Here is a 26,056-nt window from a genome sequence, read left to right on the forward strand (position 1 = left end):
AGGATTCGTTTTTGGCCATTAGGAGTGAGAGCAACTTCATCCTCTGCAACAGGTCGAATATCCTTACTTTTGATTAGCCTATATAGAACCCATTTGACATCTTTTACTGTATTGAAGTAGAGTGACGGCAAAAGCCATATCCAGCAGCCATGCCGTACTCTAGCAGCCTAACAGACGAAGAATGGGAAATTCTCGAACCCCTACTGCCGACTATATTGCCTGCTAAGAAACAGACTAGACCCGCCAACTGGACAAAAAGAGAACTCTTAGATGGCATCTTCTATCAACTAAAGAATGGCTGCAATTGGGAAGACTTACCCAAGGACTTGCCCCCTACTCGACTGTATATTGGCATTACAAGCAGTGGCGGGGCCAAAAGGAGTGATAGAAGAATTGATGAGAGTTTTACATGGACGAGTGCGTGAACAGGTAAAAAAAAGCTAAGTGGACGACGCTGATAATTATCGACTCTCAAGCGGTGAAAAACACCTGTAATGCGAGTATTACATCGAAAGGGTATTGTTTCTACTTTCTCGACAAATGGCATTAAAAGACATCTAGCCGTTGATACCCTGGGGTTTCCCTTCTTTACTCATTGCACTAAAGCAAATGTATCTGATGATAGGGGTTTGATTGAGATGTTGACTAAAAACATTGATTATTTCCAGTCAAAACCCGTCAATATTCCCAAAATCACCATTCTGCTAGACCACGGTTATCACCCTGAGTATTTGAGGGAGGAGCTAGAAAAAGTTTATCCCCAAATGATGACGAAAATCAGGTTTGAACTTTCGGCAAAACCATCAAAACAACAAAACAAAGAATTAGGGAAATCTGGGTTTGTTCCGGTTGCCGCGAGGTGGGTAATTGAACGGTCAAATGCTTGGATTGAGAGATGCAAAATTCTCGTTAAGAACTTTGAGAGAACTCTAGATAATGCAACTGCCAAGGTTAATCTTTGTTTCATTCGGCTAATGCTTCAGAGGCTTGCAGCCTCTTCTTAGATGTCAAATGGGTTCTATATAGCAACATTAACGTTTTGAGGGTTCTGGCTGACAGCATGTTCACGTAGTTCAGCCCGACTCAAGCGATTATTGGCGGCATGATACAACAGCAACAGAACTTCATCCGTTGCATAAATATCTCTTGCCAGAACTAGAGGTTTTCCGTCTAATTCATGAATTACTGAATGTTCTAGTTGAACAATTTGGGCAATAGTTTCTGCAACAATCTTTCGATCTCGATTCCAAACTAGGCGGAGAAATTCTGCAAAAATCCATTTGCTTGCATGAAGCACTAGCATTGAATCGATATAATTTGCGGTGTACTCGGTTGATATGTGAACAGCACCGCGATCAGAGCGAAACCCATATACAACCTCAATCACTTTAGCCAAATGATAACGATCCTTCGAGCCAAGTTGATGGGGAATATTTTTGTTCAATAAATCTTCACGAACCTTACCAGGCAATTTTCGATGATCAATCTTTCCGGTATCCATTTGAAGCAAGCAACGCGAAATCGCTTCACAAAACCGCCCACCGTCTAGTTCTGTTGGTTGCCAGTCACCAGCTAGAAATCGTTGCTGCATTTCGACGTAGCATTCAACCACTGCATGGGCAAAGTGAGAGTCAATAATTGTCGAAAGTTCCTGAATTAGTTGCTCAGATGTCCTTCTCATAGTTACACCTCACCAGAATTTTCAGAAGATTCATCGGTGGATGCGTTACTTTGTATAAAGCCTGTCAATCGTTCAACCTCAGCCAAACCTGGAGATAGTAATTGGAAGCCACTTTGCACTTTAATCAAACTTCCTTGTCCTGAAGCTGCTTGTAAAGTGCGTTCTAAATGACGCTCATCTATCTTGATACCAAATCCCAAATACAGAAACTGTTTTAGCTTGTAGCTTGAAACCACTATTTCAGGGTTGCTTATTGCTTTACCAATTGCCCACAGGCCAAACAATCCCTTCTGAATGACTGTGCAATCTTTAATGGCTGCATGAAAATCAATATTAGAGGCGAGTGGTTTCCAGTTAGCTACCCAAGACTCCACTTCTTTGGAAAATACATTATTCTTGCGTTTGCTAGTCTTTGTGGAATTTTCTGAATCCTCCTCACTTTTCGCACTAGACTTGGAGCCTCGTGAAGTTGCACCTGTAGTTAAATTCCACTTGCCCGTTATCTTGTCATCAAGTACCTCTGCGAGAACTTTTCGCGCTTGCTCTTGTCCCGACAGTCGTAGCCCAACCATATCTCTCTCAACAATCAAGTCAGCACTTCTGCCAATCCATGCGATGGCATTGTTGTCATACAACCCAACTCTTTTAAGAATGTCATTTAACTCATTACGAGGAATTTCCTCTCGTCCATCGACATCCAATGAGTACAGGAGAACCAAATATGTCAGCCTACGTCCCGCATCTAATCTGTTTCCAGCTTTGAGCCGCGTTTCCATTAGCTGTAGCTGTTCTCCATTGTGCCGGAAAATATGTTTTAACTTGTCAGCGTCAATTCCATGAGCAGCAGGAAGTTGAGCAACTGTATCAATTGTAGATTTATTGTTCTCGTCGCCGGATTCGTCGTTGAACAAGGAAAGTTGTTGAGGTTCGGCATTACTTAAATCACGAATCACAGAACGACTATTAGGTGGTTTTCCAGGTGTCATTTGTCCACCAACGATCGCGGTGATCGCGGCACCACCCCAGCTAATACCTACTTCGTTGCTCAGAGATGCCTCAATCTCTCGTGAGTAGCCTTTGCTGGTTTCAACAAATTTTAATGTATTCATTACGGCAGGTAGAAGACCATTATTACTGGATGCTGATCCGTTATGCCCTTCACCTATTGGGGTTCCACACATTACACATCCTTTTGCACCGGGAAGAAGTATTTCATAGCAGTCTTTGTTTTTACACCGAATCTGTTGAGGACAGTTAGAACAGTAGAATCCATTGCTAGACAAGGGATGTTGGCAGGAGGGGCATGTTTGCATATTTTTAAGTCTCCAAAACTCTATTTGAACTGCATTTTACAAAGAGGTTCAGATAGAGCGCGACTATTTGGCAGTATTAGAGGCTATAAAATGAAATCTTTAGGAACTATACTTAGCAAAAGTTTTAAACTTTTTAGAAATTACAGGTCAATACTTTTATATTATTGACTTTTCAGGGTGAAATATAGTTTATGGCGCATTCTTATGCTGCTCTTCCTGCCTTCGAGCGACTTTTACTATTAATTGCAACCTTTGTCCGATACCCAGGAGTTGGTTGTATTGATCCTATGCAATCTGACTCTAATAATCATGATACATTACAATTAGTACAATTGTACCTACAAAAAGTAGCAAGCGAATTAAATGTAAAGCTATCGCCATATTCGCGTTATACCATCCAAAAAGATTTGAAGACTCTTCGTCGCTATGGACTTTTGGATAGGCGACCTTATCGATGGGGTTACTATGTTGGTAGAGGTTTAATGAATCAGGAGGAGTTACAAGTTGCGCTCAATGCCCTACACTCTCAGGCAAGATATCAGGAAGACCCTCAAATTAACCGGATCTATGAAAGACTAATGCGGCGATTAGGAGGGTTAAACCTGAAAGATGAGATGCTTTATCCGGTGAGAACCCAATTAGACCGAGTTATTGTCTACACCGATCCGGTGGAAATGATGGCCAAGGGCAAATATCAAAGCCGAGGCACGTTATTTGAAAAACTAAATATACTTGAAGCAGCAATTATTAAAGGACAAGCAGTTGAGCTTTATCGCTGTCGTAATCCGTACAATCCCAACAAAACTAGATATGAGCAAGTTTATCCTTTACAATTGATTTATGCAGACATTGCTTGGTATTTGTTGCTGGAAGACTATAACAACGGTCATCTCGTAGTGTCACGTATTGATCGCTTTAGCGATCACTTCAATGTTCTGGATAGCAAAGGCCGCGGCTTAGATAGCCAATGGAAAAGCTTACATATCGCTCATCAGCTCTTAAAGGCAGGTTGTGGCTTGAAGTTGGGTTTAAGAGAAGAGCAACAAAAGGAGATCCGTGGAGAACTGGAGCTTGTAGAAGTGAAAGTTCGATTTTTCCCTGAAGTTATGGAATTTATACAGGAGGGAGAAAAGCGACATCTTCACCAAGAAATCAAACCAGGACCTAAGGAAAAAAATGGTAAACCTGCTTACGTAGATTACATTGTTAAATTGCCTGAGCGATCGCTGGAGGAGTTTTGTCGCTGGGTGTACCGCTTCATGGGCAATGCTCAGTTCATCTCTCCTCAATATCTAGCTGAACAACACCAGAAATTTGCCCGTGCATTAATAGATCGGTATTCTTCCAAAGCTATATAGATCGGGATGATTGACCATCCAACTTTAACATAAATTTTTCCGTGCCCAGTTTTTGTAATACAACCCTCTTCCGAATTCGCTATAATTTTATCCGTCAAAAAAAGACTGATCCTCTCAATTAGTAAACTACCTACCACTAACTCGTAGTATTGGGTTAGTGGTGGGTAGTTTATGCTCAATCTTCATGCCGTAACTGCCATGCTGCACCGCAAGCGGCCCCAGCCCCAGCTAACAATCCGGTACTCATTCCTTGGATAGTTTTTTGGATGGGATCTTGAATTAGACAGTCACTTGTAACCTTACTGTCTTCCAAGCAGAGATTACTTTCTGCCCAAGCAGCAGTACCTCCCAAAATTACACCAGTTATACTACACGAAACAACTAGCAGCAAAAGGCGTTGAGTTTTTCTAACCATAGATAGATGTGCTAAAGATTAGAGATAGTAATTTACTTTCAATTACTTTACACATTCTTGCTAGCAAATGTCAGCTGGTTTCAAAATCGAAACAGGTCAAAGTTGATTTTACCTTTATTAAGGATACAAATTGAACTAAATCAATCGCATAAATTATATTTTTACCTCTTCTGAGGCACTAATACTGGTATTTTATGGGCATCAGCTACGGATTTGGCATGTTGACCAACAGTCACAACATTGAACTGACTGGATATAATTTCCAAACTTTTATTCACTATTGCCAACTTCTTGTAGGTGGGGAGACTCATTCCAGGGAAGAATGATAACTCTGGCACATCTTCTTGACTTACAAAGTCTGTAGGATGGAATAACAAAGAAGGCTGGACACGTGTAAGTTTACACAGCCATAAAGCAATTCTGAGGTATAGTAACGCGGCTTCCGAAGAAAATGTACTGATATACATTATGTAACTGAAGTGAATTGGCACCTTGAAAATTGGCATTGTGGTGACAGGAATTTCAGTCAATTTATCCTTGCCCATCTTCCACTGGAAAGGTTTTAAAGGCTGCAAACCGTCTTTTAAACCGCCAAACAAGGCTTCACGTTTCTTGCGTTCTTCCTTGCTTAGTTTACAAGTCATTAAATAATAGGCTCGTGCTAGAGGCCCCAAAAATGTGGGAAAAGTTGAAGCATCATATTCGTATCCCCGTCTGGCTAAGACTTTCAATACCGCAGGCGAAAAACTGTATCCAGGCCCCCGAAAGCCGATAGGATGTTGATGGGTAACGCGCTTGATATGTTGTTCGGCCAACGCCACTTCTTGTTCAATTTCATCTTCTGAATATAGGTGTAGCCAAGGATCGTGGTAGAATGAATGATTGCCTATTTCGTGACCAGCGTTAGCGATCGCTTGTAATGCCTTAGTGTTCTTTTCCAGGGCGGCATCCTGACCCACAATGAAGACTGTGATTGTCACATCCCACTGCTGAAAAATATCTAAGAAACGAGGGACTGCAATATCTAAGTAAGAGGGAAAAGTCTCCCAACCAGGAGCGCCCTGATTTTTTAGAAAAGACCAAACATTATCCAAGTCTAAAGAAAGACTGGCTATTGGTTTGTTTCCTCGTCGCTTCGTTTTCATTATGAGTTTAAGTATTTGGATAATTTTAAGCGTAAATTAAGTTTTAGGAAAACAGATTGAATAACCTGCAACTTTATTCCTTAGAAATAGCTACAACGCGCTATTAGACATCGCACCAGCTACAGAGATTATAAATTAGATTAGCAGATTTTCTAGATTATAATGCTCAATTTATATCATTAGTTTCAATAAAAAGCGATTATACAAAAAATTTTCAACATCCTAAATATTGATTTGCTGCTTTTGAGTCAAACACATTGCAATTCCCTTTTCGTAGTAAGCTGCCTCATTAATAAAAATCGGCCAAACAGTAGATGCACCCTTATAAACAATTGTTTTATTATCAAAATTTATAAACATTGGGTCTCCTGGGTTCAAAGCTTGGTAATCTTTGTCCTGAAGCTCTGGATGAATCATCGCAAAGATTTTACCATCCTGTTGTTTTGGATAGTCCACAACTGATAAATGATCATAGAGAATCAATGTTTCATTAGTTGATGCAATTTTACCTTGATTGAACCGTTCTAGATAGTTGAGAACCGCATAAACAAGTTCTTCTGTTTGTTGGAACAACGTCGCTTTTAAGATACCTTGGGCAATAGGACCAACCTCGAATGCAAAGCCTAATTCGCACAGGGAATTTACAAATTGATTTTCTGTAATTGATTTAAAAGAACAGCGATAAATCCTCACCAAAGGGCTAATCTGACTGAGATAAGCAGCCAATTGCAAGTTTAAGGGATGACTGTTTACCAAAATAATTGTCAGACCCATATTAGAAGTAGTGCTGTGCAAGTCTAAGATAAAATCTGCTTGTTTATTTCTGTTTGATCCTAGAGTGTCATGAATTGATTTAGCTTGCAATTCTTCATAACTGTTAAGAGTTGGATCTTGTAAATCTTGCTGAAGAAAACAGCGATTTAAATCCTTCTCTAAATATCGCCTACCTGCGGCAAAAGCGTTAGGATTTGCTAGCAAAGTAACTGTCTCAAAACTTTGTCTAGTAATCAAGTCGGGAAATTGAGCAAATTTTTGGATTAAATAGGCCCCAGTAAACTCATTGCCATGAGTTCCACCAACAATTGCAACTCGATTAATCTGGTTCACAATTACACCAACTCCAGACGTGCAGCCTCTCAATCAAGAGGCAGGGGGAAGGGAGCAGGGAGCAGGGGAAGATGAGGGAGCAAAGATAAATATTTAGTAATTTTTACTACTAAAATAGCTCGAAATACACTTCTTTGTTTCTCTCCCCTACCCCCTTGCTCCCCTGCTCCCCGCTCCCTTGCCTCTTTTTCAATGTACATTATGAAGCATTCAGCATGCCGATGCGATCACGCCCAGATGGTTCATAAAGATAAGACATATCAGGCCCATCAGGAATAATCCCACCCGGATTGAGTGGGAATAGGTTCCCGTAGTAGTCCCGCTTCACACTCTCGACATCGCAGGTATCAGCTACACCAGGAAGCTGATATAAATCGCGTAAGTAAGCTCCCAAGTTGTGATAGTCTCGAATTCGCTGCCTATTACACTTAAACAACCCGTAGTAGGCACTATCAAACCTAAACAACGTTGTGAATAAACGGACATCTGCAAGCGTGAGATTGTCTCCACACAAATATCGACTAGTTTGCAATGCAATATCAATCTCATCAAGAGTCGCAAACAGTTCATTACAAGCTTGATTGTATGCTTCTTGGGTTTGGGCAAAACCGCAGCGATACACACCGTTATTTACCGCGTGATAAATTTTCTCATTCCACCAGTCAATTTTCTCTTTGTGTGCTTCTGGGTAAAGATTCAGTGTGGGATTGTTGGCGAACTCGTTAAATTCCGAGTTCAACATGACGATAATCTCTGAACTCTCATTATTAACAATAGTTTTTGTTTGGTTGTCCCATAAAATTGGAACTGTTGAGCGTCCACTGTAACCAGGTTCTGCCAGTTGATAAAATTCAGCTAGTGTACGACAACCTTCTTCTTCGTCGTTGAATATCCAACCGCCTTCAATGGGAGAAGGAGAGACGATACATACTGATATTACCGCTTCGAGCTTTTTGAGCGATCGCACAACCAGGGTTCGATGCGCCCAAGGACAACCCAGCCCAACATAGAGTTTGTAGCGCCCTGCTGCTGGTGGGTGTGGATTTCCTTCTTCTGTGCCAATGAACTTGCGAAACTGACTATTAGGACGAATATATGCTCCCGACTGATTGCTAGGAGCAAGTTTTGACATCATTATCTGCCACATAGTCGTCCAGACGAACTTTCCCAGCCAAATGATTAACTTTGGAGGAAGTGTCTTACCCTTTTTCTTGGGAGGATTTTTTTCGTCATTCATTGGAGTTGAATTGCTCATGGTGACAATCTTGCTTTAGGAGCGATTGACGTTATCAATATATATACTAAATACAACAATTCATTAATTCCTAAAGAATTCTCTGCGTACCTTTGCGTTTAAAATTTAGCCCTCAATTCGCCACGATTTTACGCAAAGCTCTAATCTTATCTATTTTACTACGCTAGCGCTGATTGCGAAAAATCCCTGAGTTTTAAGGAACCACAGAGGCGCAGAGTCCACAGAGAAATGAAGAAGAGAGAGGATTTTTGGATGTTTTGTAATTTGTAAGTTTTTTAAGTTAATTATGCCAAACTTGCTTGCGATCGCAGCTAAAAGTTTTCCCTAAGAAACGCATCAAATGTCAATCTATCGGGTAATGAAGTTTGTGCGCCTGATTTTGTCGTCGCTAAAGCACCTGCTGCTGCACCCCAAACAACTGCTTGATTTAAAGAAAGTCCTGTAAAAAGTGCTGCCGTTAAGCCACCATTAAAAGCATCACCAGCCGCTACTGTATCAACTGCATGAACTGCAAAGGCGGGGACAAAAAACTTTTCCTCAGCAGTGGCACAAAAAACACCTTTAGCACCAAGTTTAACGATCGCACATTTAACACCCCGTTGTAATAAAACTTCGGCTGCCTTTGCTGCTTGTTCTTGTCCATCCACAGGAAAACCCACTAACTGCGCGGCTTCAACTTCATTCGGTGTAATAATGTCCACTAATGGGTAAAGTTCATCTGGAAAATCAGATTGTGCTGGTGCAGGATCGAGAATTACCTTGATTTTATTTTTTTTCGCGGCTTTAGCGGCTGCAACCACAGCAGTAATCGGAATTTCTAATTGTAAAAGCAGTGCTGTCGCTTCTGGTAATAACTGGGACAATCGTTCTACATCTTCTTGATTAACACGCCCATTTGCACCAGGAATTACAATAATTTGGTTTTCCCCAGCATCATTTACCGCGATAATGGCGACTCCAGAACTAACAGTTTCATCGACGAAAATATTGCCAATCTGCACACCAGATGATTGCAAATTGTTGATAAGTTCCACACCAAAATCGTCTGCACCGACACGCCCCAGCATTTGCGTAGGAATTCCCAGTTTTACTAATGCTACGGCTTGATTTGCTCCTTTACCTCCCGAAACTTTCAAAAATTCTTCTCCTAGCAACGTTTCCCCTGGGACTGGCAAGCGGGATGTTCTTGCCACCAAGTCTATATTTATGCTGCCGAAGACGATAATGCTCATTTTTGCCGATCTTTAAAGTCATTTAGCTAATACTACAGCAAGCGATCGCTACGCTTCATCCCAAAACCATTTGTAATAGCAACCAAACATTTAACCCAACTATCACAATAGCAACTAACCAAGCCAAGGATTTTAACCACAAGGGATTCACAAACTCACCCATCAAGCGGCGATTACTTGTAAACATCACTAATGGAATCACTGCAAACGGTAGCTGTAAGCTGAGGATAACTTGACTGAGAACTATCAGCCTGCTTGTACTATGTTCGCCAAAAATAATGATTGTAATTATCGCTGGAATGATGGCAAGCAAACGAGTTATTAAACGGCGTAACCAAGATGGAAAGCGAAATTGCAAAAAGCCTTCCATCACAATTTGTCCCGCCAGGGTTGCAGTTAGCGTTGAACTTTGCCCAGAAGCAAGTAAGGCTATGCCAAAAATAGCACTAGCAAAACTAACTCCTAACAATGGGGAAAGTAATTTATAAGCATCTTGAATTTCTGCCACATTCTGATTACCAGAAAAATGAAATGTTGCGGCAGAGACAATTAAAATTGCTGAGTTGATAAATAGTGCTAAGGATAAAGCAAAAGTAGAATCGATTGTGCCAAACTTAATTGCTTCCCATCTTTTCTCAGTATTAAGCTGCCAATTACGGGTTTGCACAATTGAGGAGTGTAAATATAAGTTGTGAGGCATCACTGTTGCCCCTAAAATCCCGATAGCAATATAGAGCATTTCTGGATTCTGTAAAATCTCTTTATTAGGTAGATATCCCAATAAAATTCCCCCCATATCAGGGCGAGAAAATAGAATTTCGGCTGTAAAACAGATACCTACCGTTGCTACCAGCATTATTACCAAAGCTTCTGTATAGCGAAAGCCTTTATTTTGCAAGAATAACAATACCAAAACATCCACTGCTGTGATACAAACACCCCATACTAAGGGAATACCGAATAAAAGTTGCAGTGCGATCGCACTTCCTAGTAGTTCTGCTAAATCACAAGCTGCGATCGCAATTTCACACAGTATCCACAAAAAAAAGCTTACCTTTGGACTGAAATAGTCTCGACAAGCCTGTGCCAAATCTCGCCCCGTAGCAACTCCCAAACGTACACATAATGATTGGAGTAATACCGCCATCAGGTTCGACAGCAAAATCACTGTTAACAGAGTGTAGCCAAACTTTGACCCCCCAGCGATGTCTGTTGCCCAATTTCCAGGATCAATGTATCCGACTGAAACCAGATACCCCGGCCCTGTGTAAGCCATCATCTTGTGCCAAAAGCTGCTGTTAGGAACTCCAATACTACGGTGAACCTCTGGTAAGCTAGGTTTATTTTCTGGGGGAGTCATTTACTTTGTCGTTAAATATTCTCATATTCTTTTCATAATCTCATGAAATATAGAATAAATATCAACCTTTAGGTGAGTATAGATCAATACATTTTGGTTATAGCCATTCCATGCGATCCTGCGCCTTATTTATTCATATAGGGGCAATACTCTGCGGGTAATCCGTTGAAGAACTCGTAGAGTATGCTCCGCGTCTACATAAATTGCCTCTATAGGCTTATAGAGGCATCTTCAAACACAAATAAACGGTATCAGTCATTTAATTCCATCAATTCTTTTGTTTTCAAAGCAGCAGCTACAGGCTGAGAACATTCTCGAATTTGAGGAGAGATAGAGCAAATGGCATCTGTCGTTGTTTCAAAACAATTTGATAATCCAATTGTTTCTAACAATCCTGTGCGTTCTAATAGTTGTTTGACTTCGGGTTGTAAACCTGTAAGAATTAAGCGGCAATTGTGCCGTTCTAAATCGTGGTAGATATCCTCTAACGCTACTAACCCAGTTGTGTCCATATTTGGCACAAAGCGTAACCGAAGAATTAAATACTTCACTTCTGGTTCATCGCGGAGGAAGGTAGCAAACCGTTCAGCAGCACCAAAAAATACAGGGCCATCTACCCGATAAACGGCAATTTCCTTGCCTAATTCTAAAGGAGTACCAGGGGGAAATACTTCGGTTTCAGGTATTTTAACTAGGCTTAAATCGCTCATCCGTTTGATAAACAATGCTCCAGCTGCAATCAATCCTACTTCTACAGCGAGAACTAAATCAAACAAGATTGTTACTAGCCAGGTGAGAATCATTACTGCAAAATCTGAGTAGGTAGCACGCATTAATAAACCAATGGCTTCCCACTCAATCATCCGCAGGCTAACCACCATCAGAATGCCAGCGAGTGCTGCTAAAGGAATCTGTGCTGCTAAGGGTGCTAAGGTTAAAACGATAATGCCTAAAGCAACGCCGTGAATTACCCCAGATAATCGAGTTTTCCCTCCAGAACGGACATTGACAGCAGTCCGAGCGATCGCACCTGTTGCTGGGATGCCGCCAAAAAATGGGATAATGATATTTGCTAATCCTTGACCAATTAATTCGCGATCGCTATTGTGTTTTTCGCTCACTGTCATCCCATCAGCCACAACCGCCGACAGTAACGATTCAATACTTCCCAGTGCCGCCAAAGCCAAAGCCGGATTAATCAGTTCTCGAATTACACTAAAATCATTCCAGTGGGGAATACCTTGAGGCATCGGTAAAGATTGCGGAATGCTGCCAATGGTGGGTACATCCAGATGGAAATAAGTTGCTATCCCTGTTGCTAACACCAACCCCACTAAAGAACCCGGTATTGTCGTATTAATCTTGGGCCATAAAATATTGGCTGCCATCACCACCATTGCCAACCCAACAGCATCCCAATTTAGAGCTTCTACATGAATTAAACTTTGCCAAAGTCCCGGTAAAAAGTGTTCGCTACGTGGTAGTTGTAAACCAAAAAAATTATTTAATTGACCACAAAATATAATTACGGCAATACCATTGGTAAAGCCTGCCGTCACTGGATAGGGAATAAACTTCACTAGCTGTCCCAGTTTAGCAACTCCCAAGGCAATCTGGATAATTCCAGCCATCACCCCAGCAATCCAAACTTTCTCAAGGCCATACTTGGCGACAATTCCTACCAAAACTACAGCCATTGCCCCTGTCGGCCCTGTAATTTGTACTGGCGAACCGCCAAAAATTGCCGCAACAATTCCCGCCACAATAGCGGTATATAGTCCCGCCTTTGGTTCCACACCACTTGCTACCGCAAAAGCTAAAGCCAAAGGCAATGCTACCACTGCTGCTGTTAATCCTCCCGTTAAATCGCCACGCAGTCCACCAAACCAGCGATTCAGACGCAAAAACTGTGGTTCTTCGACGTTATCGGAGATTGCCATATTTAGTTTCAACTCTTATACACAATTTGTTGATGCACACTATGATATGCGGGCAATTAAACATATACCAGGTGCTTCAAATAGTTTATTTTTGAAAATTCCTTAGTACAGTTTCGAGTAAAAGCTTGCATTAACAATGCAAGCCGACACATTAACAATGTAAGCTGACGCATTAACAATGCAAAGCGACGCATTAACAATGCAGACGATTACTAAATTTAGTTTGCCATAAATTAATAAAATGCTGTATTTAAGTTGTGAGGTGTATCCTTGAAGAATGTACGTGTTTTGATTTTAGATGAAGGTACCTTGACAATAGATAAGATTTCGCTCTATTCTATTCCTTCATAAATTACTGATTTAAGTTCCTCATCAGTCTGTCTAAAATTAAGTCTTTCATCTTCAGACTCAAGACTCAGAACAAAGTTTTGTGGTAATATCAACTGCACAAAACTGCAAAAAGCCGTGGCTACTGAATTAAAATCTCATCAAGCTTCAAGAAGGCGTAAACGTTCAACCTATCCTCTCCAGCGTTTGCTTGAGTATGGACATCAGTATCGTAAACAAATTTGGCTAGCAACTACTTATTCTATCCTCAATAAATTTTTTGACTTAGCACCACCAGGTTTAATTGGGGTGGCAGTGGATGTAGTCGTCAAGCAGCAAGATTCTATAATTGCCCAGTTAGGGGTACGCGATGTCTTTCAACAATTTTTGATTATTTCCTTCCTCACTGTCATCATTTGGATACTAGAATCTGTTTTTGAATACGCCTACGCTCGACTTTGGCGAAATTTGGCTCAAAATATTCAGCATGACTTGCGTTTGGATGCCTACAAACATTTGCAAGAGTTGGAATTAGCTTATTTTGAAGAACGCAGTACTGGCGGTTTAATGTCTGTCCTCAGTGATGATATTAACCAATTAGAGCGGTTTTTGGATGGAGGAGCCAATGATATTATCCAAGTTTCTGCAACTGTTTTAATTATTGGCGCAGCTTTCTTTATCTTGGCTCCTAGTGTAGCGTGGATGGCTTTATCACCAATGCCATTTATCCTTTGGGGTTCCTTTGCTTACCAACGACTGCTTGCACCTCGCTATGCTGAAGTGCGGGAAAAGGTAGGTTTCCTAAATTCGCGTTTATCAAACAATATTAGTGGAATAACTACTATTAAAAGTTTCACTGCTGAAACTTATGAAGCCTCTCGTTTGGAATTAGATAGTGAAGCTTATCGTCGTAGTAATGCCAAGGCAATTACTCTTTCTGCTGCTTTTGTACCGTTAATTCGGATGCTGATCTTGGTAGGTTTTACGGCATTACTTTTATATGGCGGGATGGCAGCAGTTTCGGGAAAAATGTCTGTAGGTACTTACAGCGTATTAGTATTTTTAATCCAGCGCTTGCTGTGGCCTTTAACAAGATTAGGCGAAACATTTGACCAATATCAACGGGCAATGGCTTCTACTAATCGAGTCATGAATTTGTTAGATACTCCTATCGCCATTCATACAGGTGATGTGGCGTTACCTGTGAATGAAGTGCGCGGTGAAGTGCAATTTAAAAATGTTTATTTTGCTTATAAAGATAGATTTCCAGTAATTAAAAATCTGTCTTTGGATATTCCGGCGGGGAAAACCATTGCAATTGTCGGTTCAACGGGTTCTGGTAAAAGCACTTTAGTTAAACTTTTGTTGCGGTTATATGAAGTGCAAACTGGAAACATTACTCTTGATGGTGTTGATTTGCAAAGTTTGAATTTGCAAGATTTACGCCGTTGTATTGGTTTGGTGAGTCAAGATGTCTTTTTATTTCATGGCACTGTAGCAGAGAATATTGCTTATGGTAGCTTTGAGACTACAAAAGAAGAAATTATCACGGCGGCGAAGATAGCCGAGGCGCACGAATTTATTATTAACTTGCCCGAAGGTTATGAGACAATTGTGGGGGAAAGAGGACAAAAGTTATCTGGTGGACAAAGACAACGGATTGCGATCGCCCGTGCAGTCTTAAAGAATCCCCCCATTCTGATTTTAGATGAAGCTACCTCAGCAGTAGATAATGAGACAGAAGCAGCAATCCAGCGATCGCTAGAACGGATTACAGTAGATAGAACTACAATTGCGATCGCTCATCGTCTTTCCACCATCCGCAATGCCGATTGCATTTATGTCATGGAACATGGGAAATTAGTAGAGTCGGGAACCCACGAGCAATTGCTAGAAAAAGATGGGATTTATTCTAGTCTCTGGCGCGTACAGTCAGGCTTAAGGTAACTTTCGCGCCTTGTTTGTGTGTCAATTACGAATTACAAATTATTTATGTTTTTTGGTAATAGTCAACCAGAATCAAGTGATAGTAAGTGGCGTGGCCAGTTGGATAAATTTGTGAAAGCAAATCAGCAAGAGTTGGCAGCGCTGTTTTGGGGATTGTGGCTAGCAAATGGTGACAGTAAAGGTACTGTTGGTATTGATTTGCAACCAACGCCGCATTTTGTTTATTGTCCGAAAGAACAGATAGAGAATTTAAATATTAAGGTTGAGAATCGGCTTCAGGAAATTTTGGGAATTGTCGAGAATCATAAGCCGGAAGTGGAAGTTGTGATGATTGGGATTGGGAAGGGGGAAATTAAGTTAATTCAGTTTGCACCGGAACCAGCACCACCGATTTGTTTTGAGCAATCTGGGAAGGATGTGGATGGGTTATTGGATGTGCTGGAAGAGAGGATGAGGGAGGAGATTGTTTTTTAACGCAGAGGGACGCTAAGTTTTCCGTCTTATGACTCAAAAAAAGCAGCAGGCGAAATATGAAAAAACTGCGCGAGGCGAGCGATATGGTTAACTGTCAATTTGCGCTGTCCACTCAAGATTTCAGAGACAATAGACTCAGTTTTAAAGATAGGAATTAAATCTTTTTGTCGCAAAACAAATTCGGCTATTAACGCTTGAAGTAATTCTACGCCATGAATATCAGGTATAGAATGATGTTTTTGCTCGTACTCGTAAACCAGAGTACCTAAAACATTAAGATAGTCTTTTTCATCTGGTGTTAATTCACCTTTATCAATTAGAGAATCGATTACTTCTTGCGTAGCCAGAAATTCTTCCTCGGAAGTTACGGGACGAGGAGGAAAAGATTTGAGTAATTTAATATAGGTTTTAGTAACACGTGTTTCAGAGGTCATTTTGCCAGATATCTAATAGTTTCAATCCCTAATAGGGATTTTGATTAATTGGAACTCAAACAATTTGGCTCATATTAACATCCAGATTATCTGATATTTTCAATCTCTAAAAGGAATTTTAATTAATTATAACTTAGGAATTATATTCATGCTGCTGTTCAACTATCTGATGGTTTCAATTTCTAAAAATGATTTTTTAAATTGTTAGCCTAAAAGAATATTTAGCATCAAGCGAACCAATGATCATTTTTCCAGTCATCTTTGTCATATTCGGCATGTGTCAGTATATGGCGAATAAAAACTTTTTGATATTCGTAATCTACTAAAGTAATCAGTCGATAATTATTACCACCTATGTTAAAAACTGTGAAATTACCGACTTGATCGGCTGATGGAAAAGTTTGGCGTAACTCTACTAAGTTCTGCCACTTTGCTACAGATGTAAGTTTGTACCATAATCGCAGGCTAGTTTCTGCATTAGAGTGCTTTTCCTAGAACTCAGAAAGTCTTGCACGACTGATAATGTGCATAAAATTTTGGTGAAGGGTATTTTTTCATAGAGGTATTTTTTGGTCGGATACTAGATAATCTTAGCAAATTGCGAAGTTATTGTAGATATTGCCCAATTGACTTTTAAAAAAACGGTATTCACACGGGAGAAAATACTCTCATCGGGGAAAACTAATAAATGTGAAGGGTGCTAAAGTATCTGCGTCTTTTTCCCTTCCTGGTTTAAAGCCATAGGGTTCCTAAACTTCCATGAGGTTATATGAAAGAGATAAAAAATAAAATTACGAATAAATTAGAACGACTATTAGAACAATGGCTAGTACCTCGTCTGGTATGGTGGGGAGAATACCTAGAAACCAAAATCAGGCGATACAAGCATCAAGAACTGAAGAGTAAATTAAAGTTTTGTGGTGCAGGTCTACGATTTAAGCGAGATATTACAATTGACCATCCGCAAAATGTATCTTTGGGAAATAAAGTCTACATCGGTCCAGATGTCTTATTAGATGGACGTGGCGGAATCACAATTGGCGACAACACCACACTTGGATTTAATGTTATTATCCTCTCTGCAAACCACGACTATCAAAGTAATGATTTGCCTTATGAACATAATGTCTATATTCATAAACCTGTTGTCATCGGTCGCAATGTTTGGATTGGCGGAAATGTCCTAATTATTCCGGGAGTTACTATTGGAGATGGTGCAATTGTGGCGGCTGGTACGGTTGTAACTGCTAATGTTGAACCTTTAGCAATTGTTGGAAATCAACCGATGAGAACAATTAAATACCGTGACAAAGAACATTATGAACAACTCGCTAACAACCAAGAAAATCAGGATATCTCGTAATTATTACACGATCGTAGGGTGGGCATTTTAATACCCACCCTACTTGCCTAAACTAGGGCTGGCGTATTTGCACGCTTGACTTGAGGTGTAGCAACCATCCGCATTCCGGCTGGTGCGGCTAAAGTTAACCCCCGACGCACAGGACGCACAGGACGTTTATTCACTAGCGATACTTGAAAGTCAGATAGAACAGTTGCTAAGACAATTTTCATTTCATACTGGGCAAATGCCATCCCAATACAGCGACGATTACCACCACCAAATGGTAAATATTCATAAGGTGAATATTGTCTTTCTAAAAAGCGTTCTGGTTTAAACTGCTTGGGTTGTGGGTAAACTTCTTCTCGATGATGCGCTAAATAAATACTAGGCACTATTGCCGTTCCCTCTCGCAGTTCGTAGCCCATAATTGTAATTGGGGTTTTCACAATCCGGGGGAAAGCGGTCATGACAATTGGGTAAATTCGTAGTGTTTCTTGGCAAACTGCTGTCAAATAGGGCAATTTACCTACACTACTCAAATCGTGGTTAACTCCAATGGTTTTGAGTTCCTTTAGCAACTTCTCACGCACCTCTGGTAAACGATCAATCCAGTAAAAAGCCCACGTCAATGCCGAAGCAGTAGTTTCATGTCCCGCAACTAGCAGTGTCATTAACTCGTCGTGTAATTCTTCATCTGACATCCCTTGACCATCGTCATAACGAGCCGCCATCATCAAACTTAGGATATCTTGGCGATTTTGATCTGCTTGGGCCCGACGTTCTCGAAGTAAAGCATAAATCGGTCGATCAATTTTTTGCCGTTGTTGCAGAACCCAACCCCACGGACTCCATGCACCGAAATCTTTTTGCATGAACTGGAAAAAGAAGGCGCTGGACATTATGGGTGAAGTGATGAAGTCTAATAAGTCACTTAGCGATCGCCTCAGTTCTTCAAAGAGCTTTCCTTCATCCAAACCAAATACAACCCGTAGGATAACACGCAAAGTAATTTCTTGCATCGACTCACGGATATTAAAAGGTTTGCCAATTTGCCATTCATGGCTCACCTGCTGAGTTATTTCCCGAATATCCTCACCATAAGCCCGCATCCTTTCGCCATGAAAAGGAGGTGCTAATAGTTGCCGTTGGCGCTGGTGGCGATCGCCATCTGATAACATAAAGGAGCGATCGCCAAGTAAAAATCTTAGTCCTGTGTTTCCCCTCCCAACCTCAAAATGCCTCGAATCCGCAGTAAAAATCTGCTCAAGTGCTTGGGGTTGACTAAAATACACAAGATGGTTATCAGAGCTACTACTCCTGATTGCGAAAGTGTCACCATAGATTTTGGCAAAATCATCGACATATTTCACTGGCTGAGTAATAAACTTGATCATCCGCAACCAGCTCGGCATTTGAGGCCCATTAGGCAGATTGTAAATTGCTGTCATAGAATTTTTAGATTTGATGGCTTCTGAATTTTATTGTTACGACTTTTCATGTTACTTAGGGTTACAGAAAGCGGTATATTCATGATTGGGGACTAGAGACTGGAGACTAAGAACTGAAAAGAAAACAAAGAGGATAATATATAACTCTTGTACAGACGCGATTCATCGCGTCTCTACTCCTAACTCAGCACTCAGCACTCCTAACTCAGCACTCAAGAGGCAGCATCGGAAGCAAGCAGTGCCAAAAATCATCGCTATTCTCAACGGTAAAGGAGGAGTCGGCAAAACGACTACCGCAGTCAATCTGGCTGCAAACTTTGCGAAGAAAAAAAAGGTGTTGCTGATTGATGCAGATATTCAAGGTTCTGCCAGTTGGTGGTTTGGGCGCAGTCAGCAGGGAATGGGATTTGATTTATCTCAAGAAACAGATCCTAAGCTTTTAAGTGATTTAGGAAAGATAACAGGTTACGATTTAGTAGTGGTGGATACACCTCCCGCACTGCGCTCTGAAGCATTAGTGGCGGTAGTTGCGATCGCAGATTATCTAGTTTTGCCTACACCCCCATCCGCAATGGATTTAGCTATCCTCGTGGAAACAGTCAAGGAAGCCGTCATCCCCGTGGGAACCCCCCATCGGGTACTGCTTACCAAAGTCGATACGCGCAGTATCGGGGAAGCGCTAGAAGCAAAAAACACTCTCACTAGATTAGGTATTCCTGCTTTTAATACCTTTATCCGTGCTTATAAGGCTCATGAACGAGCGGCGCTTGAGGGTGTAGCGATCGCTCAATGGCGAGGAAGTAATGCACGAGAGGCGGAGTTAGACTACCGTCGTGCAGCTGATGAATTACAGCGTGATTGGAGAAAATAATAATGGCTAGGAAACAAAGTCTCTCTGACTTACTACAAGAAGAGGCACAAAAATTTACACCCCCAGAAGGTGAATCTGCGATCGAAGTTACAGCAAAAGCAATTACCGAAGAACAGGCTTCATCTGATGAAGAATCCTCAGCACAAACATCTGAGCCAAATTCTACTAAGCGCACAAGCCCAACTAAAGCTGATTTAGAAGCAACTGTCAAAGAATTAACAACTAATCTAGAAAAAAGCCATAACAAGGAAGCATCTCTAGGGCAAGAAATTGCTGATTTGCAATCAAAATTATCTAAACAACAAACATTAACATCGGAACACAAATTATTAGCACAACAGGTAACAAAAGAACTTGAAGAAACCAAAAAAACAGCACTGCAACTTGCAGAAGCAAATTCCAAGCTTATAGAAGAAATTAATGCTTTAAAACAAACAGCAGAAGATAATTCTAAAAAACTTGTTGTCAAAGAAAGCACTGCTATCAAACCAGTCAAAGACCATTACAATCCACTTAACTACAAAAAATCACATCGTTCATCGGAAACATTAGCTCAAAATCAACCACAAAATCAACCAGTAGAGTATCCTGATAGTTCTAATGAGATGTGGTTACTTGACTAGTACAGCTTGGCGCAAATCAAGCTACCTTTAACAAGGGGGATTATGCCCCTTGTTAAAGGCAAACTTCCGACACTGTATAATAGAGTATTTTTTAAAACATTTTCCCTAAATACATTCAAATAAGGTGCAAGAGATGCAGCAGACTTCTTGGGTTTGAACTACAATTCAACTCGAAAATCTAAAATATGCTGTGCGGTAATTTGTGGTTGTTCCAGATGCGGAAGATGGCCACAATCTTGAATCCAGAGGAGGGTACTATGTGGAATTGCTCTTTTAAATCTCATAGCATCCTTAGTACCCAAAATTTTATCGGAATCGCCCCATAAAATTAGCGTCTGTTGCAGAATTTGTGATATTTTTTTAAATCTAAAAGCACTGTAACCACCACTTTTAGTAAAAGCAATCAAAGCTTGATTCCAACTGGGCATTTGTAGATGTAATGCGCCACAACATAAAGCATCGACAGAAGCAAGACTTTGATTTTTATATCCAATGCGAGAAACGCGATCGCGCACCTTTAGATTACTCAAAAATTGAGTTGCTAAATAATCCAATGGGGGAAACATGAATTTACTTAACGGTGAACCACCAGCTAACCCCGCACTATCAATTAACACCAGCTTTTTTACAACTTCTGGGTAAGTCAGCGTAAAATCAATCGCCGTCGCACCCCCCATCGAAGCGCCCACTAAAATTACAGGTTGCTTAATTAAGCTTTTCCAGAAATAATAAAGATGGGTTTTAATTGCAGTTGGGCTATAAGCAATTCCTGAGAGTCTATCTGTAAACCCAAAACCCAACAAATCCACAGCCCACGTTTCATTATCTCTAGAGAGTAGTGGCAAAAGCCGTCGAAATTCTAATACAGAACTGTCAAAGCCGTGAATTAATAAAATAGGAGTTCCACCACTCCCTTGCTTGACATAAGTTGTGGTAACTGGTTGATTAATTAAAGGAGTAGCGATCGCAGCAGTTTGAATACTCTGAGCTAGTGCGATCGAGGCAGATTCTGTCAGTTGCCCAACTGCTTTAGGAAGAAAATTCGGAAACATAAATTTCAGTTTATCGTATTAGCTTGCTTTGGCGCATCGCTAATTTTGTTGTTTAACAAAATTACCCAAACTAATCTGCTCAAGTATTATTTTTAATACATAAAACATAGTCTAGCGGCTAATCAAAATATTCTAACTCTTGTACAGACGCTATTAATCGCGTCTCCATCACCAAAGAAAATTTTGCAAAATGTCAAAATTGGGACTAAAGCCACGTACAATTGATATCGCCTATCCCTTATTCCAGGAGCTAATGCCATGCCAATGGCGGTTGGCGTAATTGAAACTTTAGGTTTTCCTAGTGTTTTAGCCGCAGCAGATGCAATGGTCAAAGCTGCCGCAGTCACGATTGTGTATTATGGTCAAGCTGAAAGCGCTCGTTTGTTAGTCGCCGTCCGGGGACACGTTTCTGAAGTCAATAGAGCTGTTGAAGCCGGAATCGAAGCTGGAGAGCAAGTCAAGGTTGGTACAGTAATTACCCACTATATTGTTCCTAATCCTCCAGAAAACGTGGAAACCATATTACCAATCCATTTCACCGAAGAATCAGAACCTTTCCGCATGTTCTAAGCAATTTTGCTATCAAAATCTGTAGCGAAGCTTCGTACAATTACCTTTTAGCCCCCATATCGTTTATTCATACAGGAGATTAATAATGTCATTACAGGCAGTTGGAGCACTTGAAACGAAAGGTTTCCCTGCGGTGCTAGCAGCAGCAGATGCTATGGTAAAAGCTGGTCGAGTCACCCTTGTTGGATATATCAGAGTGGGTAGCGCCCGTTTTACAGTTAATATTCGTGGCGATGTCTCTGAGGTAAAAGCGGCTATGGCTGCTGGTGTTGAAGCCGCAGAGAATGTATATGGTGGTACCCTAGAATCCTGGGTGATTATTCCTCGTCCTCATGAGAATGTTGAAGCTGTTCTACCAATTGCTTACACAGAACAAGTCCAAGGATATCGAGAATCTGTAGAAAATCCCATTGTCAGATCGAACAATCGATAGATTCAACCCTCTGCGGGGAAATTCAAAACGAAGAATCCCTACAAATGAATTTATTGAGAAGTCTATTTTAAGGCTTCTGACCATTAAAGCTTTTGAAGGTTGCATTCTTTCTGTTTTTAGATTTTGCAGAAGTTGAATTTTCAAGCAGAGGGAAAGAAACAATCACAGTCAATAGTCAAAATCAATCAATATTGACTGTTGACTCATTAGTTTTTACGAATGTAAAACGTTTTATATAACGGTTTACAAACATCCATTTTAAACACTAATTTACGTAGATACATCTAGATAAAATAAAAATATATTAAGAAATTTAACTTAATACAATTCACTTAAGACTTGATCTCCTGTCCAATTCCGCTTAATAAGGAGGGAATTAAGCTTGTTTTAAGAAAGTTGGACGGATCTTAATAAATCAAAATCTTATCAACACCAAGCGTATTAAGATTTAACTTAAGTATTTTCCTACGTAGGGGATTGTAGAGGGTTGAAACTTATACGGGTGAAATAACGTCTGACATTGAGTTAAATTAGATTCGTTCCTTGTATCTGCTACAAAATATCAGATTTCCCCGACCCATCTCGTGCAAAGGTGTATCCTCACCACTCTAGGCAGATTTCTGTTCTTAGTTAAAAAACATAACTTTACAAAAAGCTTAAATTAACAAACTTGCTCTAAATGCTTCATTTACAAGGTTTTTGGGCATTTTGGAATTGAAAGGTAAACATCAATGTAGAAATTTCTGCATAATTCTAGTGAATTAAGACGTAATTAAGAGTAGAAACACTGAGCTATTTTCATGAAACTCATGAAATCTCGGGCAGCTGCCAGTTAATAATTAGGTGGGATAAATGGGGGTTGTGATGCAAACTTCAAAATTGAGTTTCGAGGAATGCAATCTCAGTATGACAACAGATATGGAAAAACTGGCTTTAGATTGGCAAAAGCGCTTGGCTATTGAATGTCCAGAGCAAAATGAAGCTGCTAGGCAAAGTATTATTCTCTGGCTATTTGGATCTGACTCAAAACGGTTTGATCTGTTAAACCCGAAGGAACTTGAGATTGCCAAACAAGCGATGGAATATCGCTGGAGGATTTTACGTCAACGTTATTTGGGGTTTGGGCGAGAACGTGCTTATCGCAACTTGATAACGCGACTAGGGAGTTTAGTGACATTACGGAATAAGATTCAGACTTGGGTTTCCCTCAGCCGCGATCGCCAGCGCAGTGTTATGGATGTATTGCAAGAAGTACTCCAGGAATTACTGCAAACTGATGCCTATATGCAGCAACAAATGGCTGATCTTGCCAAATATACAAGCGATAGGCGATTGGCGGATGCTTTGCTATTTGCCAGTGTAGAAGAATATTGTCTGCGGCCAGTACGCAATCAACCCTTATTAGCTTATCGGTTTGTAAATTACTTGCGTCGCACTCAGCGCGGTGGCTTAACCCAAGTGCCGGGTCGTGACATGATTAGACTGGTGTCAGAAGAAGTCCTCACCGACGACAGTGACAATCGAGTTAACTTAGTAGATAGTCAGGCGATCGCAGAATATCAAGAAACACAACAACTAGAAGAACAACAGGCCCTACGTCAGTCAGTACAAAAAGAATTTGAAAATTATTTACAAGAAAATCTGGGAAAAGACGCAGTAGAATGGCTACGACTGTATCTGCAAGGTAAGTCCCAAGAAGAGATCGCCCAAAAACTAGATAAGCAGACTAAAGAAGTCTACCGCCTGCGAGAAAAAATTAGTTACCATGCTGTGCGTGTTTTTGCCCTCAAAGGTAAACCAGAGCTAGTAGACAGCTGGCTCTCAATTTCCTTACAAGAACATAATTTAGGGTTAACGCAAAACCAATGGCAACAACTTGATGAAAAATTGACTCCTCTAGGGCGACAGATATTAGATTTGCGGAAAGCAGGTAACTCAATAGAAGCAATAGCTCAACAGTTAAAACTCAAAACCCATCAAGTATTAGGCGAATGGACAAAAATTTATCTTGCAGCCCAAGCTTTAAGAACCCAAGAGTAGCCAATTCAGGCGGCGGGAGACAAGGCAAATGGGGAGTGGCAAAGTGGAGGAGTAGGGAAAGTAGGGGATTAGGGTAAGAAAAAGTATTAATTATTTGCCCAATGCCCCATGCCCAATGCCCAATCCTCAGTATTATCCCCAATTTATCATCTAAAATTCATCTTCTACTTACGTCTACTTAAGTATATATAATTGAAATTTTAACAATCAAACAAAGTATCTTTATTAACTACCTACTCAATTAGAGGCAAAATATAAATAAACACCACGCAATCAAACCTATGTTGTCTTCCGAGGGCGAACTAAATGATACCGCAGCAAATGCACAGCAAATCCTAACTGCCACTCAAACTAGATGGGAGGAAGGAGGGGAACGCGAGCAAATGTTCCAACTGATTGATAATCTTTTATCCTTTGAAGCTTGCCTCTACCATCAGATTTTGCCTTTGGGATTAGAAGACAAAAACCTCTTGCTAGGTATGGTTTATCCCCAAGACAGTGAGGCATTAGATTATGTTGGTCGCATTTTGTCTTATATCAATTGCACGATGCTGATTGAAGCGATCGCAAGCGACTCTCACCGCAGAATATTATCAGCCTACCTCAACCATAAGAATACATCTCAGCTAGATGCAAAACTTGTGCATGAGTCAACAGAGGACTTTCCCCAACACAATGCTGACAAACCTATTCCCTCCCTAAATGCCGACTCAGAATCAAATCAGCATCCACTATTGATGGCGTTTCAGACACAAAAGCGTCAACATTCTGGACAGCGTGTAGACTTGCCTCCTATCCCAGAGCTAGATCAATCATCTCAAACTCTAAGGAGTCAAGAGGACGAGACATCCGTTGCAGTAGCAAACAATCTACCTATTTTGCCTACACAAGTTCCTGAATTACTTACTCCCATTGAGTTGCTGCCAACACTACCACCCAAAAAATTACTAGAGGAATTACTAGGGCGAATTCTGGGTGGGGGAATAGGTCGGCTGTATTTAGAAAGACAAGCTTACGAAGGCAGGATACTGTGGAGTGATAATGGAATATTGCAGTCTGTATTAGACAAGCTGCCGCTCTATGTTTTCCAAGGAGTACTGAATGAATTAAAGCGGTTTGCCTCCCTACCTCTTACCACGCTTGCAGAACCAAAACAGGTAGAGAAGGAATATGTATATCAAAAAAACCGCTTGTTATTACGCTTGCGATTTATGCCGGGAACCTACGGTGAAGAGGCAACACTCCAAGTCTTGCGGGGAGCAGCATTAAAATTCTATCAGCAACAACAATTGATGCGTCTAGGACGTGATGCTTTAGGAATTTCTCAGCAACTAAGTTTCAAATTACATGAACTACAAGAACGGCTTTTATTGAATCCTAGCCTTGACTCTCAGGAATCAGAGGCTTTAGCTACACTGAATCAATTAGTGAAAAATTTAGACCAACAGATCAAAATACTGGCAATACATAGCAATCCACCAACAGACAGCAAATTATAGGTCTGTCAGTGAAAGCGCTGATTTCGATCGCGTACATAATTGTTATGTTGTAATGAGACTTTAGACCGATCAACCTTAAAGGTTCATCTCAAACTAAATACAAATTTTGCGATCGTACTCTGAGTAAGATTACGATTTAAACAAACTTATAGTATCAAAGTTAGTTTCCCGCTCTTGAATCCATTTG

The 26,056-nt window shown here is 40.6% G+C and carries 25 protein-coding genes; 12 read left to right on the plus strand and 13 right to left on the minus strand.

Features of this window, described 5'->3' with window-relative positions; genetic code table 11:
* Positions 1–149 precede the first annotated feature (149 nt).
* The gene (locus FBB35_RS27355) at positions 150–425 is read left to right on the plus strand and encodes a transposase (RefSeq protein ID WP_217481679.1); all 276 of its coding nucleotides are present in this window, start codon (positions 150–152) and stop codon (positions 423–425) included.
* 69 nt (positions 426–494) lie between these two features.
* Positions 495–1,004 (plus strand): transposase, encoded by a 510-nt coding sequence (locus tag FBB35_RS27360; protein ID WP_254625599.1) that lies wholly within the window; start codon positions 495–497, stop codon positions 1,002–1,004.
* A 14-nt stretch (positions 1,005–1,018) separates the two neighbouring features.
* On the opposite strand, the gene FBB35_RS27365 is transcribed toward FBB35_RS27360, so the two are convergent.
* Positions 1,019–1,681: a hypothetical protein gene (locus FBB35_RS27365; RefSeq protein ID WP_174712261.1), complete on the minus strand. Its 663-nt coding sequence runs from the start codon at positions 1,679–1,681 to the stop codon at positions 1,019–1,021.
* A 2-nt stretch (positions 1,682–1,683) separates the two neighbouring features.
* Complete coding sequence (locus tag FBB35_RS27370; RefSeq protein WP_174712262.1) at positions 1,684–2,994, minus strand: zinc ribbon domain-containing protein; 1,311 nt, start codon at positions 2,992–2,994, stop codon at positions 1,684–1,686.
* Positions 2,995–3,185: 191 nt separating this feature from the next.
* Here FBB35_RS27370 and FBB35_RS27375 point away from each other — a divergent pair, with 191 nt between their 5' ends.
* Entirely contained in the window at positions 3,186–4,352 is a 1,167-nt protein-coding gene (locus FBB35_RS27375; RefSeq protein WP_174712263.1) for a YafY family protein, read from the plus strand.
* A gap of 175 nt (positions 4,353–4,527) precedes the next feature.
* Here FBB35_RS27375 and FBB35_RS27380 read toward each other — a convergent pair whose 3' ends face one another.
* From FBB35_RS27380 to FBB35_RS27410, 7 genes are all read right to left on the minus strand, one after another.
* Positions 4,528–4,767 (minus strand): hypothetical protein, encoded by a 240-nt coding sequence (locus tag FBB35_RS27380; RefSeq protein ID WP_174712264.1) that lies wholly within the window; start codon positions 4,765–4,767, stop codon positions 4,528–4,530.
* 161 nt (positions 4,768–4,928) lie between these two features.
* On the minus strand, positions 4,929–5,912 hold the full coding sequence (locus FBB35_RS27385; RefSeq protein ID WP_174712265.1) for a polysaccharide deacetylase family protein: 984 nt from the start codon (positions 5,910–5,912) through the stop codon (positions 4,929–4,931).
* A gap of 222 nt (positions 5,913–6,134) precedes the next feature.
* Positions 6,135–7,019, minus strand: a complete 885-nt coding sequence (locus FBB35_RS27390; protein WP_174712266.1) for an aspartoacylase — start codon at positions 7,017–7,019, stop codon at positions 6,135–6,137.
* 199 nt (positions 7,020–7,218) lie between these two features.
* Positions 7,219–8,274, minus strand: coding sequence for a glutathione S-transferase family protein (locus tag FBB35_RS27395; RefSeq protein ID WP_174712267.1), 1,056 nt, complete (start codon positions 8,272–8,274; stop codon positions 7,219–7,221).
* Between the two features lie 311 nt (positions 8,275–8,585).
* Positions 8,586–9,506 (minus strand): ribokinase, encoded by a 921-nt coding sequence (gene rbsK / locus FBB35_RS27400; RefSeq protein WP_174712268.1) that lies wholly within the window; start codon positions 9,504–9,506, stop codon positions 8,586–8,588.
* Positions 9,507–9,561: 55 nt separating this feature from the next.
* Entirely contained in the window at positions 9,562–10,866 is a 1,305-nt protein-coding gene (locus FBB35_RS27405; RefSeq protein ID WP_174712269.1) for an Nramp family divalent metal transporter, read from the minus strand.
* A 251-nt stretch (positions 10,867–11,117) separates the two neighbouring features.
* Positions 11,118–12,806 carry a SulP family inorganic anion transporter gene (locus FBB35_RS27410; RefSeq protein ID WP_174712270.1) on the minus strand — a complete coding sequence of 563 codons (1,689 nt, stop codon included), beginning with the start codon at positions 12,804–12,806 and terminating at the stop codon, positions 11,118–11,120.
* A 465-nt stretch (positions 12,807–13,271) separates the two neighbouring features.
* On the opposite strand from FBB35_RS27410, the gene FBB35_RS27415 reads away from it, so the two are divergent.
* Both FBB35_RS27415 and FBB35_RS27420 read left to right on the plus strand, forming a co-directional pair.
* Positions 13,272–15,080 (plus strand): ABC transporter ATP-binding protein, encoded by a 1,809-nt coding sequence (locus tag FBB35_RS27415; protein ID WP_174712271.1) that lies wholly within the window; start codon positions 13,272–13,274, stop codon positions 15,078–15,080.
* A gap of 45 nt (positions 15,081–15,125) precedes the next feature.
* Positions 15,126–15,554: a hypothetical protein gene (locus FBB35_RS27420; RefSeq protein WP_174712272.1), complete on the plus strand. Its 429-nt coding sequence runs from the start codon at positions 15,126–15,128 to the stop codon at positions 15,552–15,554.
* A gap of 26 nt (positions 15,555–15,580) precedes the next feature.
* On the opposite strand, the gene FBB35_RS27425 is transcribed toward FBB35_RS27420, so the two are convergent.
* Positions 15,581–15,988 (minus strand): type II toxin-antitoxin system HigA family antitoxin, encoded by a 408-nt coding sequence (locus FBB35_RS27425; RefSeq protein ID WP_174712273.1) that lies wholly within the window; start codon positions 15,986–15,988, stop codon positions 15,581–15,583.
* A gap of 227 nt (positions 15,989–16,215) precedes the next feature.
* Positions 16,216–16,452, minus strand: coding sequence for a type II toxin-antitoxin system HigB family toxin (locus tag FBB35_RS27430; RefSeq protein WP_368041857.1), 237 nt, complete (start codon positions 16,450–16,452; stop codon positions 16,216–16,218).
* A 305-nt stretch (positions 16,453–16,757) separates the two neighbouring features.
* On the opposite strand from FBB35_RS27430, the gene FBB35_RS27435 reads away from it, so the two are divergent.
* Positions 16,758–17,351 carry a DapH/DapD/GlmU-related protein gene (locus FBB35_RS27435; protein WP_174712274.1) on the plus strand — a complete coding sequence of 198 codons (594 nt, stop codon included), beginning with the start codon at positions 16,758–16,760 and terminating at the stop codon, positions 17,349–17,351.
* Positions 17,352–17,398: 47 nt separating this feature from the next.
* Here FBB35_RS27435 and FBB35_RS27440 read toward each other — a convergent pair whose 3' ends face one another.
* Positions 17,399–18,781: a cytochrome P450 gene (locus FBB35_RS27440; protein WP_174712275.1), complete on the minus strand. Its 1,383-nt coding sequence runs from the start codon at positions 18,779–18,781 to the stop codon at positions 17,399–17,401.
* 238 nt (positions 18,782–19,019) lie between these two features.
* On the opposite strand from FBB35_RS27440, the gene FBB35_RS27445 reads away from it, so the two are divergent.
* The gene (locus FBB35_RS27445; RefSeq protein WP_012409272.1) at positions 19,020–19,652 is read left to right on the plus strand and encodes a ParA family protein; all 633 of its coding nucleotides are present in this window, start codon (positions 19,020–19,022) and stop codon (positions 19,650–19,652) included.
* A 2-nt stretch (positions 19,653–19,654) separates the two neighbouring features.
* On the plus strand, positions 19,655–20,275 hold the full coding sequence (locus FBB35_RS27450) for a hypothetical protein (protein WP_174712276.1): 621 nt from the start codon (positions 19,655–19,657) through the stop codon (positions 20,273–20,275).
* 158 nt (positions 20,276–20,433) lie between these two features.
* Here FBB35_RS27450 and FBB35_RS27455 read toward each other — a convergent pair whose 3' ends face one another.
* Positions 20,434–21,327 (minus strand): alpha/beta fold hydrolase, encoded by an 894-nt coding sequence (locus FBB35_RS27455; protein ID WP_174712277.1) that lies wholly within the window; start codon positions 21,325–21,327, stop codon positions 20,434–20,436.
* A 258-nt stretch (positions 21,328–21,585) separates the two neighbouring features.
* On the opposite strand from FBB35_RS27455, the gene FBB35_RS27460 reads away from it, so the two are divergent.
* The 4 genes from FBB35_RS27460 to FBB35_RS27475 all read left to right on the plus strand — a co-directional run bounded on the left by FBB35_RS27460 (position 21,586) and on the right by FBB35_RS27475 (position 25,869).
* Complete coding sequence (locus FBB35_RS27460; RefSeq protein ID WP_012409275.1) at positions 21,586–21,897, plus strand: BMC domain-containing protein; 312 nt, start codon at positions 21,586–21,588, stop codon at positions 21,895–21,897.
* Between the two features lie 85 nt (positions 21,898–21,982).
* Complete coding sequence (locus FBB35_RS27465) at positions 21,983–22,330, plus strand: carbon dioxide-concentrating mechanism protein CcmK (protein ID WP_012409276.1); 348 nt, start codon at positions 21,983–21,985, stop codon at positions 22,328–22,330.
* An 852-nt stretch (positions 22,331–23,182) separates the two neighbouring features.
* Complete coding sequence (locus FBB35_RS27470; RefSeq protein ID WP_174712278.1) at positions 23,183–24,370, plus strand: HetZ-related protein 2; 1,188 nt, start codon at positions 23,183–23,185, stop codon at positions 24,368–24,370.
* A 281-nt stretch (positions 24,371–24,651) separates the two neighbouring features.
* Positions 24,652–25,869 carry a pilus assembly protein PilB gene (locus tag FBB35_RS27475; protein ID WP_174712279.1) on the plus strand — a complete coding sequence of 406 codons (1,218 nt, stop codon included), beginning with the start codon at positions 24,652–24,654 and terminating at the stop codon, positions 25,867–25,869.
* Positions 25,870–26,056 lie beyond the last annotated feature (187 nt).

The sequence above is a fragment of the Nostoc sp. TCL240-02 genome (assembly GCF_013343235.1).
GTDB lineage: Bacteria > Cyanobacteriota > Cyanobacteriia > Cyanobacteriales > Nostocaceae > Nostoc.

Bases quoted from the DNA above. Each gene is read 5' to 3' on its own strand.
- FBB35_RS27355 (WP_217481679.1), top strand. From the start codon at position 150: ATGCCGTACTCTAGCAGCCTAACAGACGAAGAATGGGAAATTCTCGAA.
- FBB35_RS27360 (WP_254625599.1), top strand. From the start codon at position 495: ATGCGAGTATTACATCGAAAGGGTATTGTTTCTACTTTCTCGACAAAT.
- FBB35_RS27365 (WP_174712261.1), bottom strand. From the start codon at position 1,681: ATGAGAAGGACATCTGAGCAACTAATTCAGGAACTTTCGACAATTATT.
- FBB35_RS27370 (WP_174712262.1), bottom strand. From the start codon at position 2,994: ATGCAAACATGCCCCTCCTGCCAACATCCCTTGTCTAGCAATGGATTC.
- FBB35_RS27375 (WP_174712263.1), top strand. From the start codon at position 3,186: ATGGCGCATTCTTATGCTGCTCTTCCTGCCTTCGAGCGACTTTTACTA.
- FBB35_RS27380 (WP_174712264.1), bottom strand. From the start codon at position 4,767: ATGGTTAGAAAAACTCAACGCCTTTTGCTGCTAGTTGTTTCGTGTAGT.
- FBB35_RS27385 (WP_174712265.1), bottom strand. From the start codon at position 5,912: ATGAAAACGAAGCGACGAGGAAACAAACCAATAGCCAGTCTTTCTTTA.
- FBB35_RS27395 (WP_174712267.1), bottom strand. From the start codon at position 8,274: ATGAGCAATTCAACTCCAATGAATGACGAAAAAAATCCTCCCAAGAAA.
- rbsK (WP_174712268.1), bottom strand. From the start codon at position 9,506: ATGAGCATTATCGTCTTCGGCAGCATAAATATAGACTTGGTGGCAAGA.
- FBB35_RS27405 (WP_174712269.1), bottom strand. From the start codon at position 10,866: ATGACTCCCCCAGAAAATAAACCTAGCTTACCAGAGGTTCACCGTAGT.
- FBB35_RS27410 (WP_174712270.1), bottom strand. From the start codon at position 12,806: ATGGCAATCTCCGATAACGTCGAAGAACCACAGTTTTTGCGTCTGAAT.
- FBB35_RS27420 (WP_174712272.1), top strand. From the start codon at position 15,126: ATGTTTTTTGGTAATAGTCAACCAGAATCAAGTGATAGTAAGTGGCGT.
- FBB35_RS27425 (WP_174712273.1), bottom strand. From the start codon at position 15,988: ATGACCTCTGAAACACGTGTTACTAAAACCTATATTAAATTACTCAAA.
- FBB35_RS27435 (WP_174712274.1), top strand. From the start codon at position 16,758: ATGAAAGAGATAAAAAATAAAATTACGAATAAATTAGAACGACTATTA.
- FBB35_RS27440 (WP_174712275.1), bottom strand. From the start codon at position 18,781: ATGACAGCAATTTACAATCTGCCTAATGGGCCTCAAATGCCGAGCTGG.
- FBB35_RS27450 (WP_174712276.1), top strand. From the start codon at position 19,655: ATGGCTAGGAAACAAAGTCTCTCTGACTTACTACAAGAAGAGGCACAA.
- FBB35_RS27455 (WP_174712277.1), bottom strand. From the start codon at position 21,327: ATGTTTCCGAATTTTCTTCCTAAAGCAGTTGGGCAACTGACAGAATCT.
- FBB35_RS27460 (WP_012409275.1), top strand. From the start codon at position 21,586: ATGCCAATGGCGGTTGGCGTAATTGAAACTTTAGGTTTTCCTAGTGTT.
- FBB35_RS27465 (WP_012409276.1), top strand. From the start codon at position 21,983: ATGTCATTACAGGCAGTTGGAGCACTTGAAACGAAAGGTTTCCCTGCG.
- FBB35_RS27470 (WP_174712278.1), top strand. From the start codon at position 23,183: ATGGGGGTTGTGATGCAAACTTCAAAATTGAGTTTCGAGGAATGCAAT.
- FBB35_RS27475 (WP_174712279.1), top strand. From the start codon at position 24,652: ATGTTGTCTTCCGAGGGCGAACTAAATGATACCGCAGCAAATGCACAG.